The sequence below is a fragment of the Pseudoxanthomonas sp. USHLN014 genome (assembly GCF_037153335.1).
Lineage (GTDB): Bacteria > Pseudomonadota > Gammaproteobacteria > Xanthomonadales > Xanthomonadaceae > Pseudoxanthomonas_A > Pseudoxanthomonas_A winnipegensis.
The window spans coordinates 16,608-34,881 of record NZ_JBBCKO010000014.1 but is presented as its reverse complement, the minus strand read 5'-3'; the positions used below and the strand labels follow the sequence as shown (position 1 = coordinate 34,881).

Here is an 18,274-nt window from a genome sequence, read left to right as displayed (position 1 = left end):
CGGGCGCCCTGGCCCCATCTCAAGGGGCATGAGTACCTCTTCCCCGATCATTCCCTATTCGGTCCTGGACCTGGCCCCGGTGTGCGAGGGCAGCACGCCGAGCCAGGCCTTCGCCAACGTGCTGGATCTGGCCCGCCACGCCGAAGGCCTGGGCTATACCCGCTACTGGCTGGCCGAGCACCACAACATGCCCGGCATCGCCAGCGCCGCCACCGCGGTGCTGATCGGCTATGTCGCCGGCGGCACCTCGACCATCCGGGTCGGCTCGGGCGGGGTGATGCTGCCCAACCACGCGCCGCTGCAGGTGGCCGAACAGTTCGGCACGCTAGCCTCGCTGTATCCCGGACGCATCGACCTGGGGCTGGGCCGCGCGCCGGGCACCGACCAGCCCACCGCCCGCGCGCTGCGCCGCTACTTCGACAGCGCCGACCAGTTCCCGGCCGATGTGACCGAGCTGCTGCGCTACTTCGCCCCGGCCGAGCCCGGACAGCTGGTGCAGGCCGTGCCCGGCGCCGGCCTGGACGTGCCGGTGTGGCTGCTGGGCTCGAGCCTGTTCAGTGCCACCCTAGCCGCGCAGTTGGGGCTGCCGTTCGCCTTCGCCTCGCACTTCGCGCCCGATGCGATGGACCAGGCGCTGGCGGTCTATCACCGCGACTTCCGGCCCTCGCGCCATCTGCAGCAGCCTTACGCCGCCCTCGGCCTCAACGTGATCGCCGCCGATACCGACGAGGAGGCGCGCCGGCTGTTCACCACCGCCCAGCAGGCCTTCGTCAACCTGCGCCGCGGCCGGCCGGGCAAGATCCCGCCGCCGATCGACGATATCGAGGCCTACTGGCAGCCGCACGAGAAGGCCGGGGTCGAGCGCGCGCTGGCCTGCAGCGTGGTCGGCGCGCCGGCGACCGTGCGCAAGGGGCTGGAGGCCTTCATCGATCGCCATCGCCCGGACGAGCTGATCATCGTGGCCAACATCTACGACCACGGGGCGCGCAAGCATTCGTATCGGCTGGCCGCCGAGGCGCTGGCGCCGGCGAAGGCGGCTTAGGGCGGGAAGCGGAACGGGCTCGTTGTTACCAGCGGGCCCTGCCGTTTCTTGGGGCGACCCTGTCGTCATCGAGACACGACGCCTAACCCTCGAAGTTCCGGGTTCCCGCCTTCGCGGCAACGACGGTTCGGACACTCTTGATGGCGTCCCGGGGCCTGTCGACAGGCCCGGGCCAGACTCCGCCGCGGTACCCTATCGGCCCCTTATCGTCCCGGGCCGATGCCATGTCGATCACCTCCAAGCAGCGGCGCGATGCGCGCAAGCGCCGCGAGCAACGGGCCCGCAACCAGGCCGCCGCCGGCCTTGACGCGGCCTCGCCGATCGAACCGCATGCCGAGCTGCGCGACGACGACAAGCAGCTGCTGGCCGGGATCGTGCGCCGCGACGGGCAGTGGGTGCTGGGCATGGACGGGCGCATCGCCGGCGAATCGGACAGCGCCGCGCACGTGCTGGCGCTGATCCTGCGCGCGGCCGAACTGCACGACCGCGCCGGCACCAATGTGCGCCTGGTCTATTCGGACGATCTCAAGCATGCCGCCCATGCCGAGGCCGCCGGCCAGGGCCTGAGTTTCGACCAGTTTCGCCAGCAGCTGGTGGCCGGCCTGCAGGGCGAGCCGGAGACCCACTGAGCCGCATGGCCGCTTCCGCCTCGCGCGTCGGCGTGCGGCCGCTGCTGCGCACCGATGCGACCGCGCTGATCGCCGCGCACCGCGCCAGCGTGGCCTTGCATCGTCCCTGGGTGTCGCCCTGCCTGGACCGGGCCGGGTTCGAGGCCTGGTTCGCCCGCACCCTGGCCGAGGACTACGTGAGCCTGATCGCGCGCGAATGCGACAGCGGCGCCATCGTCGGGGTGTTCAACGCCAGCCAGATCAGCCGCGGCAACCTGCTCAGCGCCTACCTGGGCTACTACGCCTGCGTGCCCTGCGCAGGGCGCGGCCTGATGCGCGAGGCGCTGCCGCAGGTGACCGCGCATCTGTTCGGCGAGGTCGGCCTGCATCGCCTCGAGGCCAATATCCAGCCTGGCAACGCCGCCTCGATCGCGCTGGCCCGCGGCGCCGGCTTCCGCCTGGAAGGCTTCTCGCCGCGCTATCTGCGCATCGACGGCATCTGGCAGGACCACGAGCGCTGGGCGCTGCTGGCCGACGAGGCCGGCTTCTAGCGGCTTCAGCCCGCGGTGTCGGCCGCAGCGGCCGCCGGCACCTGCCAGCCGCAGCTGCGCCCCTCGTTCTGCTGATTGAGCCAGGCCTGCAGGGGCTGGAAGTATTCCAGCATCGGGCCGGCGTCCATCGTCTCGCTGCCGGTCAGCGCCTTGAGCGTCTGCGGCCAGGGCTGGCTGGCGCCCTGGCTCAGCATCGCCCAGAACTTCTGCCCGGCGACCTTGTTGCCGTAGAAGCTGCACTGGTTGAGCGGGCCGGTGTGGCCGGCGGCATCGCACAGCGCCTTGTAGAACTGGAACTGCAGGATCGCCGCCATGAAGTAGCGCGTGTACGGCGTGTTGGCCGGCACGTGGTACTTGGCGCCGGCGTCGAAGTACTTCTCGCCGCGCGGCGTGGCCGGGGCCACGCCCTGGTACTGCGCCTTGAGCTGCCACCAGGCGCGGTTGTAGTGGTCCGGCTTGATCGAGCCGTCGAACACGCCCCAGCGCCAGCGGTCGATCATCAGGCCGAACGGCAGGAAGGCCACCTTGCTCAGCGCCATGCGCATCTGCGCGTTGACCAGCGCCGGCTCATCCTGCGTCGCCTCGCGCACCAGGCCGATCGAGGCCAGGTAGCGGGGCGTCATCGCCAGCACGATGGTGTCGCCGATGGCCTCGTGGAAGCCGTCGTTGGCGCCGGCCTGGAACACCGGCGGCTGCCGGTGGTAGGCCAGGTCGTAATACAGGTGTCCCAGCTCGTGGTAGAGCGTGGTGAAGCTGTCCTCGTCGGGCCGGATGCACATCTTGGTGCGCACGTCGCCGGCCATGTCCATGTCCCAGGCGCTGGCGTGGCAGACCACCTCGCGGTCGCGCGGCTTGATGAACTGCGCACGGGTCCAGTAGCTCTCCGGCAGCGGCGGCATGCCCAGCGAGGTGTAGAAGTCCTGCGCGCGCCGGGCCATGTCCTTGGCGCCGGCCAGATCCGCGTCGCGGCGCAGGTCGCCCAGGCGCGCGATGGCCGCGTCGTAGGCGCTGCGGCTCAGGCGCTCGCGTTCGTTAGCGTCGGGCGCATGGCCCACGGCACGCAGCTGCGCGCCATAGGCCGCATCGCGCGCGGATTCGAACGGGTCGGTGGTGTCCAGGCCAGCGTCGGTCAGCGTGCGCTCGTACTGCGCATCGTTGCGCGCCTGCAGCGCGCCGGTGATGTCCAGCGCGTCGGCCTCGGGATAGGGCTGCAGCAGGCCCCACAGGTTGCTCCAGTCCTGCTGCCACATATTGCCCATCAGATGCGCAGGCAGCAGGCCGCCGTCGACCTGGCCGCGCATGCCGTAGCGCGCCTCCAGCCGGGTGCGCGCGTAGCAGTGCAACTGCTGGTACAGCGGCTTGACCTGGTTCCACAGGCGATCGGTCTGCGCGGCGATCTCGCCCGGGGCCATGTCGTAGCCGCTGCGCCACTGCTCGCCGGCATCGGCGAAGCCGATATCGCGCGCGCCCTCGTTGATCAGGTCGACGAACTGCCCATAGCGCGCCCGCATCGGGGTGGCCGCATCGTGCCAGCCGCTCCAGGCCTGCAGCTGGGCGTCGTAGTCGCGGCTGTGGGCCAGCACCTGTTCCAGCTCGCCCAGGCTGCGGCAGCTGCGCGTCGGACCGTCGCCGGTGCAGGCCTTGCCGGCGCCGTACATGCCTTCCAGCTCGGTCGACAGCTGGGTCAGGCGCGCCAGCTTGGCCGGGTCCTGCGGCGCGGGCATGGCGCTCATCAGCTTGAGCAGGTGGATGGCGCGCGCATCGGAGGGCGCCATCTGCTGGCCCTCGAAACGCCGCGACTGCGCGATCCAGGCATTGAGCTGGGTCAGCGCGCGCTCGTTGGCCTCGGCGGCCAGGCGCTGGCTGTCCGGATTGATATAGGTCGAGGACAGCCACTGCGCCGCGCTCACCTCCGGCGCGCTCTCGCGCAGGCCGGCGTTGACGCGCGCGACGAAGGCCTGCGCGGTCTCGCCCTCGGGCGCGGCGTGGATCCCATCGGCCGGCGGCTGGTCCGAACCGCAGCCGGACAGGGCCAGCAGCGACACGGCGCCCAGGGCGAACACGAGGTGGCGTGGCGGCACGGCGCGCTTCCTTTGCTTCAGGCGGTGAGCCCGCAGGCTAGAGAAGCCGACCAGACGCCGCAAGCGCAGCTCATGGCGCGCTCGCGGGCGCGCCGGTGTCGGGCAGGGCGGCGCGGATGCGCGCGCGCAGGCGCTCGGCGCGGCGGCGGATCTTGCGCCGGCCCAGCGCGCCGACCCAGCGCGAGAACGGCACGATCTCCTTGCCGGCCACCACCGACTTGGCGTCCACGCAGACCAGGCGCACGCCGTCCCCGTCGGGCAGCACCAGCAGGTTGCCGGCGTTGAGGTCGAACAGCGGGATGCGATGGCGCAGCAGCCACTGCTCGAACACGCTCACCGCCGCGCACAGGGTCGCGGCCGGATAGCGCGGCGCCTCGAACAGCAGCGCGTACAGGCTGGGCGCATCGCCGCCTTCGGGCAGGGTCACCCGCTGGCAGCACAGGGCTTGGCCGTAGACGGTGCGGAACATGCCCAGCACGGTGGCCAGGTGCGGCGCCAGATCCTCGGCCGGGATGCGCGCGGACAGCTGCAGCCAGGCGCGCAGCTCGGCGTGGTTCTCATCGCGCGCGGGCTTGCGCCGCGCGCGCCAGCGCGCCAGCCGCTGGCGCAGGCCCACGCGCGTGCGCTGCGCCGGCGGCAGCATGAATTTCAGGCACTGGCGCGTGTCGCGCCGGTCGATCACGCACACGCGGTTGGCGCCGCGGCCGATCACGATCATGTGGTTCCAGGCCTGTCCGGGCCTGGGAGCGGCAGTGGTGTCCATGCGCGTCCCCGAACGCGAAGAAGTGGGTCGTCGAAGCCGTGCGCCGTCAGTGCGGCAGGCCGCGCTGGGCCAGCCAGCGGCGCGCGTCCTCGGCGTCGTGCTGCATCCAGCCGGCGGTAGAGCCCATGCGGAACGAATAGCCCCACGCGTCCATGTCGGCCATCAGCCGCGCGCGGCCCACGCCGGGCAGCTCGTCGGCCAGCACCACCTGCAGGTAGCAGGTGGCGTCTTCCTCGATGTCCGAATCGGTGGCATCGGTGTGCACCAGCGCGCGCGCCTCGGGCGTGAGCACGATCAGGTGGCAGGCCTCGTGCAGCAGCGAGTGCACCGGCGTGTCGCCGCGCACGTAGACGTTGTGCGCGATCACCCCGGCCTCCGGATCGCCCCAGAAGCTGCCCGGGATCGGCACGCCGTCGGGCACCCGGTGCAGCACCAGGTCGAAGCGCGCCAGCAGCGCGGCCAGCGTGTCGAACGGCAGTTCGTCCACGCGCAGCACCGTGGCCATGGCCGCCTCGCTGCCGGGCGGCGGGGCGGAATCGGAAGCGGGCAGGGCGTTGTGCGGGGACGACATGGGGGCGGTGCTTGCGCGCAAGGCGCGGGCATGGCGGCCCGCGCCGGGTTGGATCAGGCCTTGCCTTCGGGCAGGGCCACCGAGATGTCCAGCACGTCGTGATCGCCTTCCTTGAGCAGGTCGACCTTGACCGCGTCGGCGTCGATGTTGACGTACTTCTTGATCACTTCCAGCAGCTCGCGCTGCAGCAGCGGCAGATAGTCCGGCCCGCCGCGCTGGGTGCGCTCCTGGGCGATGATGATCTGCAGACGGTTCTTGGCCGTCTCGGCGGTGTTCTTCTTGGCCTTGAGGAAATCGAACATGCCCATGCTCAACCTCCGAACAGCTTGCTGAAGAAGCCCTTCTTCTCCGTTGTGGTGAAGCGCATCGGGCGGTCTTCGCCCAGCAGGCGCGCCACCGCATCGTCGTAGGCCTGGCCGGCCGGGGATTCCAGATCCAGGATCACCGGCTCGCCCTTGTTGGAGGCGTTGAGCACATCGCCCGACTCGGGGATCACGCCGATGGTCTTCAGGCCCAGGACCTCTTCCACGTCCTTGATCGAGAGCATTTCGCCGGTCTCCACGCGCGCCGGGTTGTAGCGCGTCAGCAGCAGGTTTGGCTTGAGCGTGCCGCCCTGTTCGGCCTTGCGGGTCTTGGAATCCAGCAGGCCCAGGATGCGGTCGGAGTCGCGCACCGAGGACACTTCCGGATTGACCACCACGATCGCCTTGTCGGCGAAGTACATCGCCAGGAAAGCGCCCTTCTCGATGCCGGCCGGCGAGTCGCAGACCACGAAGTCGAAGCCGTCGGCGTCCAGGTCCTTGAGCACCTTCTCCACGCCTTCGGTGGTCAGGGCGTCCTTGTCGCGGGTCTGCGAGGCGGCCAGCACGTACAGCGTGTCGAAACGCTTGTCCTTGATCAGCGCCTGCTTGAGCGAGGCCTCGCCCTGGGTGACGTTGATGAAGTCGTACACCACGCGGCGCTCGCAGCCCATGATCAGGTCCAGGTTGCGCAGACCCACGTCGAAGTCGATGACGGCGACCTTCTTGCCGCGCCGGGCCAGGCCGACGGCCAGGCTGGCGCTGGTGGTGGTCTTGCCTACGCCGCCCTTGCCGGACGTGACGACGATGATCTCAGCCAATGGTGTTCTCCTGGGAAATGTGAAATGCGGTGGAGCGTTGCCATGTTGCGGGAACGGCCCGGCGAGGGGCCATCTTTGCCGCGCTAGGTCTGCGCGGCGATGTTCAGCTGTCCGTCCTCTAGCCACACCTGCACGGGTTTGCCGTGCAGCGCGCGCGGGACGTCGTCCAGCACCTTGTAGTGGCCGGCCACGGCGACCAGTTCGGCGTGGAAGGCGCTGCAGAAGATGCGCGCGTCCTCGTTGCCCTGGGCACCGGCCAGCGCGCGCCCGCGCAGCGGGCCGTAGATGTGGATCGAGCCGTCGGCGATGACCTCGGCGCCGGCACCGACCGAGGTCAGCACGGTGAGGTCGCGCTGCTCGGCATAGATCTGCTGGCCCGAGCGCACTGCGTTCTTGAGCACCATGCCCGGCTGCGCGACGGCCTTGGGCTTGGGCGGCTCAGGGGCGGGCGGGGGAGGCGGAGGCGGCGGCGCGGCCTGGACCGGCTCGCTGCGCTCGTACTGGGCGCGGAACTTGGCCAGCAGCGGCAGGCCGAGCTGTTCGGACAGCGCCTCGATCTCGGCCGTGCCGTAGGCCAGGGCCACCGGCAGCACGCCGGCGCCGGTCAGGCCGTCGACCAGCGCCCGGGCGGTGGTCAGGTCCGGGGCCTGGATCAGGCCGCCGAAATCCACGATCACCGCGGCGCGGCCGAACAGCTTGGGCGCGCGATCCACGCGCTCGCGCATCTCGCGCACCAGCGCGGCCACGTCCAGCGTGCGCACGCGCAGGTTGGCGATGCCGACCTGGCCGATCTTCAGTTCGCCGGCCTGCTCGTAGTTGGGGGTGGTGGGGGACGGGCTGCTCATGCGTTGCTCGCCCCCTGCGTGCCGGCGGGGGTGAAGGCGCGGGTGCGCGTCCACGGGGTCTGCGGCAGCTTGCCGCCGTAGGTCTCCAGCACCCAGGGATAGCTGCACAGCTCCTTCATCAGCATGCTGGCGCGGACCTTGACGCCGGCCATGACGTGCTGGCCGACCTCGCGGAAGCCGAAGCTGCCATGGAACAGCAGCGCCGAGTCGGCGCCGTGGTCCAGGAACACCTCGCAGGCCAGCTGCGGGTAGCGCAGCTCGGCATAGCTCTGCACATCGGCATAGAAGGCCCGGCCCACGCCGCCGCCGCGGCGGCGGCTGGCCACCACGATGCGGTCGATATAGAAGAAGGCCGGATAGCGCTCCTGGAACCAGCGGTAGTTGCTGCTGTCGTGCTCCTGGCCGGCGCCGAAGCCGACCAGGAAGCCGGCCAGGTTGCCATCGCGCTCGGCGACGCGGAAATACTCGGCGCGCTCGTAGAACTCGTGCACACGGGCGCTGTCCAGCGGCAGGATCGCCAGACCAGCGTTGTTGTTCAGGGCCAGGACGGAATCCAGCTCGCGCTCGCGCACGTCGCGGATGACGATGGACATCGGGCTTCAACTCCGGGGGAAAACTGCGCCCGACACCGCCGGGGCGGGCCGATTATCGCATGGGTGGCTGGCCGCTGCGGCAGGTCGGATGCGCGCAGGCATGACTTCAGGCCGGGTCGCGGGTCGCGGCACGCCCGTAAGATGCCGCCATGCTCGGACGAATCGCCCACACCCGCCTGTTGCGTGCCGCCGGGCTCTACACCTGGGCGCTGGTCGGCATTCCCATCGTGCTCAACGCCTGGTTCCTGCCGCCCTCGCGCGGGGCCGAGGGCGCCAGCCTGAACGTGCCGATGTCGCTGCTGGCCTATCTGGCCTTCGGCCTGTGCTACTGGCTGGCCACCCGTACCCTGCACGAGCGCCCGCCGCAGCATCACAGCCTGTCCAGCGTGCTGTTGCTGCTGGTGATGATCTCCTCGGCCGTGGCGGTGGGCTTCTATACCCGCACCGGCCTGGGCGCGCTGCTGCTGGCGGTGGTGGCCGGCGTGCTGCCGTGGATGCTGGAGCTGCGCTGGGCGGTGCTGTGGCTGATGTTCGCCCACGTGCCGCTGGTGCCCTCGTTCATGGCGCTGGACGACTTCAACTTCTGGGAGTCGGTGTTCCAGTCCTCCTTCTATGTGGGCTTCGCCGCCTTCGTGCTGGTCACCGCCTATGTGGCCCGGCAGCAGGCCCAGGCGCGCGAGGAGCAGCGCCGGCTCAACGCCGAGCTGCGCGCCACCCGCGTGCTGCTGACCGAGAGCGCGCGCGTCAACGAGCGCACCCGCATCTCGCGCGAGCTGCACGACCTGCTCGGCCACCACCTCACCGCGCTCAGCCTCAACCTGGAAGTGGCCAGCCACATCACCGAGGGCCGCGCCCAGGAGCATGTGCGCCAGGCGCACACCCTGGCGCGGCTGCTGCTCAACGACGTGCGCGAGGCGGTCAGCCAGCTGCGCGAATCCGGCTCGATCGACCTGGCCGCCACCCTGCGCCCGCTGGCCGAGCACGTGCCTTCGCTGCACATCCACCTGGACCTGCACGAGCCGTTGACCCTGGAGGATCCCGAACGCGCCCACGTGCTGCTGCGCTGCGCCCAGGAGATCATCACCAACGCCGTGCGCCATGCCGCGGCGCGCAATCTGTGGATCCGCTGCCGGCGCGAGGGCGCCGAGCTGGTGATGGACGCGCGCGACGACGGCCGCGGCGCGGCCGAGCTGATCGGCGGCAACGGCCTGCGCGGCATGCGCGAGCGCCTGCGCCAGTATGGCGGCCAGCTGCAGCTGGACACCGCGCCGGGGGCGGGCTTCCGCCTGGCCCTGCGCCTGCCGGCGGCCAGCGACGATCCGCTGCTGTCCGGCCCGCTGACGCCGGCCTCGGCGCCCCTGATTTCTTCCGGAGAACTTCCATGATCCGCGTCTGCCTGGTCGACGACCAGAACCTGGTCCGCCAGGGCATCCGTTCGCTGCTGGCCCTGGACGACGGCATCGAGGTCGTCGGCGAGGCCGCCGACGGCCGCCAGGCCGTCGAGCTGATCCCGCAGGTCCGCCCCGACGTGGTCCTGATGGACATGCGCATGCCGGTGATGTCCGGGCTGGAGGCGCTGCAGGCGCTGGCCCGCGCCGGCCAGCTGCCGCCCTCGATCATCCTGACCACCTTCGACGACGACCAGCTGGTGCTGGCCGGGCTCAAGGCGGGCGCCAAGGGCTATCTGCTCAAGGACGTCTCGCTGGAACAGCTGGTCGGCGCCATCCGCACCGTGGCCGAGGGCGGCTCGCTGGTGCAGCCGGCGGTGACCCAGCGCCTGCTCTCGGGCCTGGAGCACATGCGCAACGAGTTCGTCAGCCTGGACCGCCCGGACCCGCTGACCGACCGCGAGACCGAGATCCTGCGCCTGATGGCCTCGGGCTTCTCCAACAAGGAGATCGCCAATTCGCTGGGCGTGGCCGAGGGCACGATCAAGAACCACGTCTCCAACATCCTGTCCAAGCTGGGCGTGCGCGACCGCACCCGGGCGGTGCTGAAGGCCTTCGAGCTGCAGCTGGTCTGAGGCCGAGGCTCCAACGGCGGAGTCTTTTCCCAACGTCGCCGAGCTTTCCGCTACCGTCATTCCCGCGAACGCGGGAATCCAGGGACTTCGGGGCTCTACCGCGTGAGGTTCCATAGATTCCCGCTTTCGCGGGAACGACGGCCTTTCTTGTTAGCCGTGCTGTCCAGCTTCGTGGCACGCAGGCGCGCCCATTCAGCTCCGGCCTTTGCCTTGAGTTGGCAGGTCCGCAAAAGAGCACGAGCCGGCACCAATCCCCCGTGGGAGACGCCATGGCGGCGATGAGGCTTCCCCGGTAAAGCCCTTCGCCGCCATGGCGCCCACCTGTAGAGCGGAGCTTGCTCCGCTGGGGCCGTCCCCACGAACCGAACGAAGAGCAGCGGAGCGAGCTCCGCTCTACAGGCAGGCCGCTGCGGGATTGAGGAGACAGTTGCTCCCACAGGGCCAGTCTCCGACCGCGCCACCACACCGCACAGGCGCCCTTCGACAGCGCTCACACTCCAGCTGGTATGCCCTTGGTCTGTTAAGACTTCGTTCTCGCAGCAGAAGGCAATGATTCCGGTGCATTTTTCGGCTGACCGTCTCGATCCAAGCCTGCTACGATTCAGGACTGACTTGTTCCTTAACCCCCCATGGCCTCTCACCGGCCCCGGAGACCGCTGAATGACCCGTTTGCTCGAGTTCTTGATCGCCCTGGCGCTGGTATTGGCGCTGTTCCTGGTCATCGGCGTGGTCCTGCCGTCCCATCGGCACCTCGAAGGAAGCGTGGAAAGCAACCGCAAGATGACCATCGTGTACGACACGGTGAACAACGTGCGGCGCCTCAAGGATTGGAGCCTGATGCTGCCGGGTGACCCGGCCCACCTGAAGTATTCCGGCGGTGCCGATGGCAACGTCGGCAAGGGCGCCAAGGTCGAGTTCACCTCGGACGTGGCCAGCGCCTGGAAGAGCGGCAGCTGGGAAATCACCGACAGCCAGGCCCCGCCCGCTGGCGGCGGCCCGGCCAAGGTGGTCTATGCGATCGTCGACCAGACCCCGGGCAGCAACAAGTCCTCGGAGATCAACCTGACCCCGACCGGCCGCAACAACCGCAACGTGCGCATCAGCCAGTCCTATGACGTGGACTACGGCTGGAACCTCTACGGCCGCTTCCTGGGCATGTACATCAAGAGCCAGATCGGCGACTCGCTTGATGCCGGCCTGGCCAAGCTCTCGTCCAACCTGGCGACCATCCCCAACTTCGACTATCGCGTCGAGGGGACCAAGCTGACCGACCTGAAGATCACCGAGGTCCCCGCCGAGAACCTGCTGGTGGTCAACGCCGGCAGCATCGAGCGCAGCAACGACGCGATCAAGAAGTCGATCCTGGCCAACCAGGAGTGGATCAAGCGCGTGATGGACGCCAACGACCTGGAGCCCGCCGGTCCGTTCCGCATCGTCACCACGGAACTGGCCACGCAGACCTACACCTTCGACGTGGCCCAGCCGGTCCGCAAGAAGGGCGGCGCGGCCAAGGCCGACGACGCCAAGACCGACGATGCCGCCGCGGCGACGCCGGCGCCGGCGGGCGATGCGGCGCAGCTGCAGGTCAAGACCGCCGGGACCCCGGTGACCTACGTGCACACCGATGCGCACCAGGCCGCCACCGCCAAGTACACCGGCTACATGTCCGAGCTGGACGCCGCCCGCAACGGCCTGCGTGCCTGGGCGCTGACCAACGGCCATGCCATGACCGACCGTCCGTACGAGACCTGGAACAGCGGCGTGGACAAGTCGTTCACCGACGAGAGCTCCACCTACGACATCTACTGGGCGATCAAGTACTGATCGCCGGCGCCTGACGGGCGCCCGCTTCGATGTCCACGCGCCGCGCCTTCGCATCCCGAAGGCGCGGCGTTTTCATTTGCGGCCGGCGTGGCCGCGCCTTGCACAGGGGTGTCGCATGATCCTGCTTCGTTCGCCCGTTCCCTCACCGCTGGCGGCCATCGGTGCGGTGTTGTGCGCGCTGTCCATCGGCCTGGCCGCCTACGCCGCCCACGGCGTGGCCGACGCCAAGGCGCAGGCCGCGCTGCAGAGCGCCTGCCTGTACGGTTTCGGCCACGGCATCGCGCTGGCGGCCCTGGCGCCGCGCGCCCGGCGCGCGCTGGGCCAGTGGGCGCTGCGCCTGCTGCTGGTCGGCACGCTGCTGTTTTCCGGCAGCATCGCCGCGCACCATCTGGCCGGGGTCAGCAGCGGGCTGGCACCGGCGGGCGGGGTGGCGATGATGCTGGCCTGGCTGCTCTGGGCGGTGGACGTGCTGCGGCGCTGAGGGCGCCGCGCCGGGTGCCGGCCCTCAGCCCTGGTGCCGCCAGTGCCAGGGCTCGTAGACGATGCCGTGCAGGTTGTCGCGCGGATAGCTCATGGCGAAGCCGAAGCAGCCGGCATGCGCGCTCAGCCAGGCGAAGGCGGGCGTGCGTTCGAAGGATTCCTCGGCCGGTGCCTCGCCGGGCGTGCCGATGTCCAGCGCGGTGCCGGCATGGTGTTCGCTGTAGCCGGGGGCGGCGTTGACGGTGAGGATCTGCTCGACCGTCTGGCCGCGCGCGCGCTTGCGCTCGAAGATGCCCAGTTGGTAAGCGTGGCTGCGATAGCCGGAGATCGCGTCCAGCCGCACCTGGTCCTCCCATGCCGCGGCCTGCATGGCACGCCAGGCGCGGCCGGCCGCGCGGGTCAGCCAGAGCGGACGGTCGTAGCGATCGCGCCCGGCCAGCCAGAGCGTGGCCGGCTCGGCGATCAGCGCCAGGCCGGTGCGCGTGGCGTAGTCGTCGGCGTCCAGGCCCAGGCGGTCCAGGCGTCTGCGCAGGCCGGTGAGGGGCAGGTCCGCCTCGCCGGCGCCGGGCAGGGGGCGCGCCTGTTCGATGGCCTCCAGGCGGTCCAGCGCCTCGTCGATGCCCGGCGTGCGGCTCCAGCCGGGCAGCAGGCCGACCAGGCCCTCGGGCACCACGGCGGCCAGGTAGCGGCCGTCGTCCTTGCGCCGCAGGACGCGCGAGGCGCGGGCCAGCACGCGCGCATCGGCGTTGGCGCGCGCGCGCAGCAGCGGCGCCGGCCACAGTTCCACCTCGGCGGTGTTGAGCAGCAGGCCGGTTTGGGGCAGGGGGTGAGCAGACATGCGCGCCACTCTAGCGTGCGTGCCCGCAGCGCTTGTGCAGCAGCGCCAGAAGCCCGTGCGGATCGCGCACGTCCAGCAGCAGCGCGTGGCCGGCCGCGGTGGGCAGCCACAGCACGTGGCGGCTGTCGGCGGTGGCGACGAAGGCCTTGCGCTTGTTGCGCAGCCGGTACCAGCCGCTGCGCAGTCCGGGCAGGGAATAGCCGCGGGTCTTGAGCTGCGGGCGCAGTTCGAGGTGCTCGTCCAGGTCGATCACGCGCGCCTGCGCCAGCTGCAGCTGCGCCAGGGCCACGCGGCTGCGGAAGAAGGTGCTGCGCACGTCCAGTTCGCCGTGGTCGATGCGCAGCGCCTGCCGGCGCAGCGCCCAGTCCAGCGCGGCCCACAGCGGCACGGTCAACATCGCCACCGACGCCAGTTGGAGGGCGATGGCGCCGAGGACGCCACCGGCCGGCTGCGGGGTCGCCCGACCCGTCAGAGGCGCGATCGCCAGCGCTGCGGCGCTGAGCAGCAGCGGCAGGCCGACCACCAGCACGAACAGCCAGAGCCGCGCGCTGCCGGGCGGCGGCGTGAGGGCCGGCGCCGCGCCCGCCGCATGCGATCGTGCGTGCGATGTCATGGCCGCACCAGGCCGATGAGCGGCATGGCCACGTGCAGGACCAGGTCGGCGCAGAAGTGGCCGAGCATCGCCATCTCCAGTCCACGCCGCCAGTACAGCCAGCCGAACACGATCCCGCCCACGCCGTTGAGCAGCAGGGTGCGCGCCACCACGCCGGGCGTGAGACCCCAGACCTGGGCGGCCGTCGGCAGGTGCCCGGCGCCGAACAGCAGCGCCGCGACGAGGATCGCCGCCCAGTACACGCCGGCACCGGGCGGGTCGCGACGCAGGCGCGCCACGCCCCAGACCAGCAGGGTCATCAGGAACAGGCGCAGCTGCAGTTCCTCGGCGATTCCGCCATAGAACGACGCCAGCGCGCCGTTGATGGCCGAGGCCTGCGCGCCGACGTGCGCCGGGGGATGCGCCATCGGCGGCAGCCAGCGATCGGACAGCGGCGAGAGCGCCACGATCGCCAGGCCCGCGCCCAGGCCCAGCAGGGCGCTGGTCGCCGGGCGCAGCCGCGTCCAGTCCAGCGGGGTGTGATCGACCAGCCAGGCGCGCAGCACCGGGCTGCCCAGGCCGACGCGGTGGCCCATGCGCAGGCCCAGCCAGGCCATCGCACCGATGAGGACCACGGTCTGCAGCGCCTGCAGCACCATGACCAGCCCCAGCGGCACCGGCAGCCTGGCGAAGCGCTCGGGCATGGTCTGCGCCAGATACGGCATCAGCGCCACCACCGCCAGCGCGGCGAGCACGCCCCAGACCGCGGCGAGCTTGAGATCGTCCACGCCGCGCGGCGCGGCCGGTGCGGGGACGGCGTTCATTGCGGACGCTTGAAGACCAGCACCACCGGCTGCGCCGGCGCCGGCACGATCAGGTTGACCAGCTCCCAGCCCTGATTGCCCTGCCTGGTGAGTTCCTCCTGGACCAGCTCGGTCTTCAGGGCGCCCAGCAGGCTGGGCTTCACTTCGACGGTGAGATAGCTCCAGCGGCGGTCGGTGCTCATGCGTCGTCTTCCTGTGGATCGGGGATCGGGGGTTTGGGCAGGCGGCCGGCCTTGCGCAGCGCGTCGCGCAGCAGGTACTCGATCTGCGCGTTGAGCGAACGCAGGTCGTCGTCGGCCCACTTCTGGGCCGCGGCGAGCACCTCGGCGCTGATGCGCAGCGGGTAGGCCTTCTTCTCTGCCATGCGGGCTCAGCCGTCCGTGTTCCGGCGCCCACGCCGGACGACGAACACGACGATCAGCACGACGAGTGCGGCAGCGGAGACATGGGCAGGCACTGGCGTTGCTCAGTACAAGCTGCCGGCGTTGACGATGGGCTGGGTCGCCCGATCGCCGCACAGCACCACCAGCAGGTTGCTGACCATCGCGGCGCGACGCTCCTCGTCCAGCTGCACGGTGCCGCTCTTTTCCAGCTCGGCCAGGGCCATTTCGACCATGCCCACCGCGCCGGCGACGATGCGCGTGCGCGCGGCGATGACCGCGTTGGCCTGCTGGCGCTGCAGCATGGCCTGGGCGATCTCCGGCGCGTAGGCCAGATGGCTGATGCGCGCCTCGATCACGTCCACGCCGGCCTGGGTCAGGCGCTCGTCCAGGTGGTGCTTGAGCTGCTCGCTGATCTCGGCCGGATGGCTGCGCAGGGAGATCTGGCCGTCCTCGTGCTGGTCGTAGGGATGGCTGGTGGCCATCGCGCGCAGCGCCGCCTCGGACTGGATGTGCACGAAGCTCTCGTAGTCGTCCACGTTGTAGACCGCCTCGGAGGCCACGCTGACCTGCCAGACGATGACCGCGGCGATCTCGATGGGCGAGCCGTCCAGCTCGTTGACCTTCAGCCGGCCGCTCTCGAAGTTGCGCACGCGCAGGGAGACCTTCTTCTTGGCGTAGAAGGGGTTGTTCCAGCGCAGACCGGACTGCTTGTCGGTGCCCACGTACTTGCCGAACAGGCTGATCACCGCGGCCTGGTTGGGCTGCAGGGTGTACAGGCCGATCAGGCAGAACAGCAGCGCCGCGGCCAGCACGATGGACACCACTACCCGGCTCGCAGAGGCCACGCCGGCGCCGTCCGGGTCGGGGCCCAGGCCGGTGGCGAACAGCCACACCGCGCCGGCCAGCAGCACCAGCAGCATCAGCAGGAAGGGAAGGCCGGGCAGGGAACGGACGGGTTGTTCTTTCATGGCGGTGTCCTCGGATGTCGAGGGGAAGATATCAAATTGATATCGTTCTGCAAGCGCCATCCGTCGGCGCAGGCGGGCCCGGTCGGTCCGGGGGCGGAGAGACGGGCTGGCTAGAATGGCCGCCCCTTCTGCCTGGATCCGCCCCCCCATGACCACGCTCGGCACGCCGCGCTCGCCTTCCGCCACCCGCGTCCTGCTGCTCGGCTCGGGCGAACTGGGCAAGGAGGTGGCCATCGAGCTGCAGCGCTTCGGCGTGGAGGTCATCGCCGCCGACCGCTATGCCGACGCGCCGGCCATGCAGGTCGCCCACCGCAGCCACGTGCTGGACATGCTCGACCCGGCCGCGCTGCGCGCGCTGATCGCCCAGGAGCGGCCGCACCTGGTGGTACCGGAGATCGAGGCCATCCACACCCCGACCCTGGTCGAGCTGGAAGCCGACGGCCTGCACGTGATTCCGACCGCGCGCGCCGCGCGCCTGACCATGGACCGCGAAGGCATCCGCCGCCTGGCCGCCGAGACGCTGGGCCTGCCGACCTCGCCGTACCGCTTCGTCGACACGCGCGAGGACTACCTCGCCGCGGTCGCGGCGATCGGCCTGCCGTGCGTGGTCAAGCCGCTGATGTCCTCCTCGGGCAAGGGCCAGAGCACGCTGCGCGGCGAGGCCGACATCGCCCCGGCCTGGGACTACGCGCAGACCGGCGGTCGCGCCGGCGCCGGTCGCTGCATCGTCGAGGGCTTCATCGACTTCGATTACGAGATCACCCTGCTGACCGTGCGCCACGCCGGCGGCACCAGCTTCTGCGCGCCGATCGGCCACTGGCAGAAGGACGGCGATTACCGCGAGAGCTGGCAGCCGCAGCCGATGAGCGCGGCCGCGCTGGCGCGCGCCCAGCAGATCGCCCGCGCGGTGACCGACGACCTGGGCGGGCGCGGGCTGTTCGGCGTGGAGCTGTTCGTCAAGGGCGATGCGGTGTGGTTCTCCGAGGTGTCCCCGCGCCCGCACGACACCGGCCTGGTGACGCTGGTGTCGCAGGACCTGAGCGAGTTCGCCCTGCATGCGCGCGCCATCCTCGGCCTGCCGGTCGGCGCGGGCGATGGCGAGACGATCACGACCGCCGCGCCTTCGGCTTCGTGCGCGATGCTGGCTCAAGGGCATGGCGTGCCCGTGTTCGCCCACGTCGAGGCCGCCCTGGCCGCGCCCGACACCGCGCTGCGCCTGTTCGGCAAACCGCGCGTAGAAGGCCAGCGCCGCGTCGGCGTCACCCTGGCCCGCGGCGCCGATATCGACGCCGCCCGCGCCAAGGCGCGCGAGGCCGCGGCGGCGATCGAGATCACGCTGGCCTGAGCGAGCCGCGATGCAGGAGCAGACGCAGAGGTCGTGGGCCGTGCTGGGCGAAACATTGCAGCCACGGCATCGGCAGGCCCTCGTCGAGCTCCTGGCCTGGGTGCCGCAGATCGTCGCGCCGGCGGGCGTGGTCGTGTCGGGCAGCATCGTGCGCGGCAATCCAGGGCCGTCCAGCGATCTGGATGTGGTCATCCTCCATGACGGGGCGTGGCGTCGGCGCGTGCAGCGCCGCTTCAACGGTGTGCCGGCCGAGCTGTTCTTCAATTCCCGCGCCTGGCTGCTGCATGCGATCCATAGCGAGGCCGATGCGGGCCGGCCGGTGATGGCGCACATGCTGGCCACCGGCGTCCTGGTGGCCGATCCCCGCGGCGCGATGGCGGACTTGCAGCGCCTGGCCTCGGAACGGCTGCAGCGTGGCCCCGGCCTGGACGAACAGGCGCTGACGCGCAAGCGCTACGCAGCGGCCACGCTGGTGGAGGATGCGCTGGACTTCATCGCCGAGCCAGACGTGGCCGACGCGGCGCAGGCCCGCGCGCTGGCCGTCGAGTCGCTGGTGGCCTACCGGAGCCTGCAGCAGGACCAGTTCCTGCCTCGGCCCAAGGAGCGCCTGGCGCTGCTCTCGCAAGCCGACCCGGCCTTGTCGGCGCTGTTGCGCCAGGCGCTCACCGGCTCGGGCGAGCAGGCCAGCGACGCGCTGCGTGCTGCCGCCGATCGGATCCTGGGCGTGTCTGGCTTCTTCGAGTGGGATTCGGGCATCGATCCAACGCCGCCGCCCGTCGCGGGCGGTTGATTGCAGGCGCGTGCCTGCTTCCGGACGACGCTT

The 18,274-nt window shown here is 70.7% G+C and carries 22 protein-coding genes; 9 read left to right on the top strand and 13 right to left on the bottom strand.

What is annotated here, in order from left to right:
* Nucleotides 1–46: 46 nt before the first annotated feature.
* From WFQ05_RS19080 to WFQ05_RS19070, 3 genes are all read left to right on the top strand, one after another.
* Nucleotides 47–1,042: an LLM class flavin-dependent oxidoreductase gene (locus WFQ05_RS19080; protein ID WP_130528764.1), complete on the top strand. Its 996-nt coding sequence runs from the start codon at nucleotides 47–49 to the stop codon at nucleotides 1,040–1,042.
* 224 nt (nucleotides 1,043–1,266) lie between these two features.
* Nucleotides 1,267–1,671 (top strand): hypothetical protein, encoded by a 405-nt coding sequence (locus WFQ05_RS19075; RefSeq protein WP_337054935.1) that lies wholly within the window; start codon nucleotides 1,267–1,269, stop codon nucleotides 1,669–1,671.
* A 5-nt stretch (nucleotides 1,672–1,676) separates the two neighbouring features.
* The gene (locus tag WFQ05_RS19070) at nucleotides 1,677–2,201 is read left to right on the top strand and encodes a GNAT family protein (RefSeq protein WP_337054934.1); all 525 of its coding nucleotides are present in this window, start codon (nucleotides 1,677–1,679) and stop codon (nucleotides 2,199–2,201) included.
* A 5-nt stretch (nucleotides 2,202–2,206) separates the two neighbouring features.
* On the opposite strand, the gene WFQ05_RS19065 is transcribed toward WFQ05_RS19070, so the two are convergent.
* The 7 genes from WFQ05_RS19065 to WFQ05_RS19035 all read right to left on the bottom strand — a co-directional run bounded on the left by WFQ05_RS19065 (nucleotide 2,207) and on the right by WFQ05_RS19035 (nucleotide 8,174).
* A complete protein-coding gene (locus WFQ05_RS19065; protein ID WP_337054933.1) occupies nucleotides 2,207–4,282 on the bottom strand; it encodes a M2 family metallopeptidase in 2,076 nt (691 codons plus the stop codon).
* A gap of 70 nt (nucleotides 4,283–4,352) precedes the next feature.
* Nucleotides 4,353–5,045: a YrbL family protein gene (locus tag WFQ05_RS19060; protein WP_337054932.1), complete on the bottom strand. Its 693-nt coding sequence runs from the start codon at nucleotides 5,043–5,045 to the stop codon at nucleotides 4,353–4,355.
* Nucleotides 5,046–5,091: 46 nt separating this feature from the next.
* On the bottom strand, nucleotides 5,092–5,550 hold the full coding sequence (locus tag WFQ05_RS19055; RefSeq protein ID WP_205953537.1) for a hypothetical protein: 459 nt from the start codon (nucleotides 5,548–5,550) through the stop codon (nucleotides 5,092–5,094).
* 119 nt (nucleotides 5,551–5,669) lie between these two features.
* Nucleotides 5,670–5,924 (bottom strand): cell division topological specificity factor MinE, encoded by a 255-nt coding sequence (gene minE / locus WFQ05_RS19050; RefSeq protein ID WP_130517500.1) that lies wholly within the window; start codon nucleotides 5,922–5,924, stop codon nucleotides 5,670–5,672.
* 2 nt (nucleotides 5,925–5,926) lie between these two features.
* The gene (minD, locus tag WFQ05_RS19045) at nucleotides 5,927–6,736 is read right to left on the bottom strand and encodes a septum site-determining protein MinD (RefSeq protein WP_130517502.1); all 810 of its coding nucleotides are present in this window, start codon (nucleotides 6,734–6,736) and stop codon (nucleotides 5,927–5,929) included.
* 83 nt (nucleotides 6,737–6,819) lie between these two features.
* Nucleotides 6,820–7,581 (bottom strand): septum site-determining protein MinC, encoded by a 762-nt coding sequence (gene minC, locus WFQ05_RS19040; protein ID WP_337054931.1) that lies wholly within the window; start codon nucleotides 7,579–7,581, stop codon nucleotides 6,820–6,822.
* Nucleotides 7,578–8,174: a GNAT family N-acetyltransferase gene (locus WFQ05_RS19035; protein WP_337054930.1), complete on the bottom strand. Its 597-nt coding sequence runs from the start codon at nucleotides 8,172–8,174 to the stop codon at nucleotides 7,578–7,580. The genes minC and WFQ05_RS19035 overlap by 4 nt, the downstream gene beginning before the upstream one ends.
* Before the next feature lie 149 nt (nucleotides 8,175–8,323).
* Here WFQ05_RS19035 and WFQ05_RS19030 point away from each other — a divergent pair, with 149 nt between their 5' ends.
* The 4 genes from WFQ05_RS19030 to WFQ05_RS19015 all read left to right on the top strand — a co-directional run bounded on the left by WFQ05_RS19030 (nucleotide 8,324) and on the right by WFQ05_RS19015 (nucleotide 12,502).
* On the top strand, nucleotides 8,324–9,559 hold the full coding sequence (locus WFQ05_RS19030; RefSeq protein ID WP_130517508.1) for a sensor histidine kinase: 1,236 nt from the start codon (nucleotides 8,324–8,326) through the stop codon (nucleotides 9,557–9,559).
* Nucleotides 9,556–10,197 (top strand): response regulator transcription factor, encoded by a 642-nt coding sequence (locus tag WFQ05_RS19025; RefSeq protein ID WP_130517510.1) that lies wholly within the window; start codon nucleotides 9,556–9,558, stop codon nucleotides 10,195–10,197. Before WFQ05_RS19030 ends, WFQ05_RS19025 begins: the two co-directional genes overlap by 4 nt.
* A gap of 660 nt (nucleotides 10,198–10,857) precedes the next feature.
* Nucleotides 10,858–12,021 carry a polyketide cyclase gene (locus WFQ05_RS19020; RefSeq protein ID WP_337054929.1) on the top strand — a complete coding sequence of 388 codons (1,164 nt, stop codon included), beginning with the start codon at nucleotides 10,858–10,860 and terminating at the stop codon, nucleotides 12,019–12,021.
* 115 nt (nucleotides 12,022–12,136) lie between these two features.
* Complete coding sequence (locus WFQ05_RS19015; protein ID WP_130517514.1) at nucleotides 12,137–12,502, top strand: DUF423 domain-containing protein; 366 nt, start codon at nucleotides 12,137–12,139, stop codon at nucleotides 12,500–12,502.
* A 24-nt stretch (nucleotides 12,503–12,526) separates the two neighbouring features.
* Here the strand turns inward: WFQ05_RS19015 and WFQ05_RS19010 are convergent, their stop codons facing one another.
* The 6 genes from WFQ05_RS19010 to WFQ05_RS18985 all read right to left on the bottom strand — a co-directional run bounded on the left by WFQ05_RS19010 (nucleotide 12,527) and on the right by WFQ05_RS18985 (nucleotide 16,106).
* Nucleotides 12,527–13,339 (bottom strand): M15 family metallopeptidase, encoded by an 813-nt coding sequence (locus WFQ05_RS19010; protein WP_337054927.1) that lies wholly within the window; start codon nucleotides 13,337–13,339, stop codon nucleotides 12,527–12,529.
* Nucleotides 13,340–13,349: 10 nt separating this feature from the next.
* Nucleotides 13,350–13,952: a hypothetical protein gene (locus WFQ05_RS19005; protein ID WP_337054926.1), complete on the bottom strand. Its 603-nt coding sequence runs from the start codon at nucleotides 13,950–13,952 to the stop codon at nucleotides 13,350–13,352.
* Nucleotides 13,949–14,755: a CPBP family intramembrane glutamic endopeptidase gene (locus tag WFQ05_RS19000; protein WP_337054925.1), complete on the bottom strand. Its 807-nt coding sequence runs from the start codon at nucleotides 14,753–14,755 to the stop codon at nucleotides 13,949–13,951. Before WFQ05_RS19000 ends, WFQ05_RS19005 begins: the two co-directional genes overlap by 4 nt.
* The gene (locus WFQ05_RS18995; protein WP_130517522.1) at nucleotides 14,752–14,937 is read right to left on the bottom strand and encodes a DUF4177 domain-containing protein; all 186 of its coding nucleotides are present in this window, start codon (nucleotides 14,935–14,937) and stop codon (nucleotides 14,752–14,754) included. The genes WFQ05_RS19000 and WFQ05_RS18995 overlap by 4 nt, the downstream gene beginning before the upstream one ends.
* Nucleotides 14,934–15,119, bottom strand: coding sequence for an Arc family DNA binding domain-containing protein (locus WFQ05_RS18990; protein ID WP_130528578.1), 186 nt, complete (start codon nucleotides 15,117–15,119; stop codon nucleotides 14,934–14,936). The genes WFQ05_RS18995 and WFQ05_RS18990 overlap by 4 nt, the downstream gene beginning before the upstream one ends.
* 102 nt (nucleotides 15,120–15,221) lie before the next feature.
* Nucleotides 15,222–16,106 carry an SPFH domain-containing protein gene (locus WFQ05_RS18985; RefSeq protein WP_337054924.1) on the bottom strand — a complete coding sequence of 295 codons (885 nt, stop codon included), beginning with the start codon at nucleotides 16,104–16,106 and terminating at the stop codon, nucleotides 15,222–15,224.
* 148 nt (nucleotides 16,107–16,254) lie between these two features.
* On the opposite strand from WFQ05_RS18985, the gene purT reads away from it, so the two are divergent.
* Nucleotides 16,255–17,451, top strand: a complete 1,197-nt coding sequence (gene purT / locus WFQ05_RS18980) for a formate-dependent phosphoribosylglycinamide formyltransferase (protein ID WP_337054923.1) — start codon at nucleotides 16,255–16,257, stop codon at nucleotides 17,449–17,451.
* A gap of 10 nt (nucleotides 17,452–17,461) precedes the next feature.
* Nucleotides 17,462–18,241 (top strand): nucleotidyltransferase domain-containing protein, encoded by a 780-nt coding sequence (locus WFQ05_RS18975; RefSeq protein ID WP_337054922.1) that lies wholly within the window; start codon nucleotides 17,462–17,464, stop codon nucleotides 18,239–18,241.
* The last annotated feature ends 33 nt before the right edge of the window (nucleotides 18,242–18,274 follow it).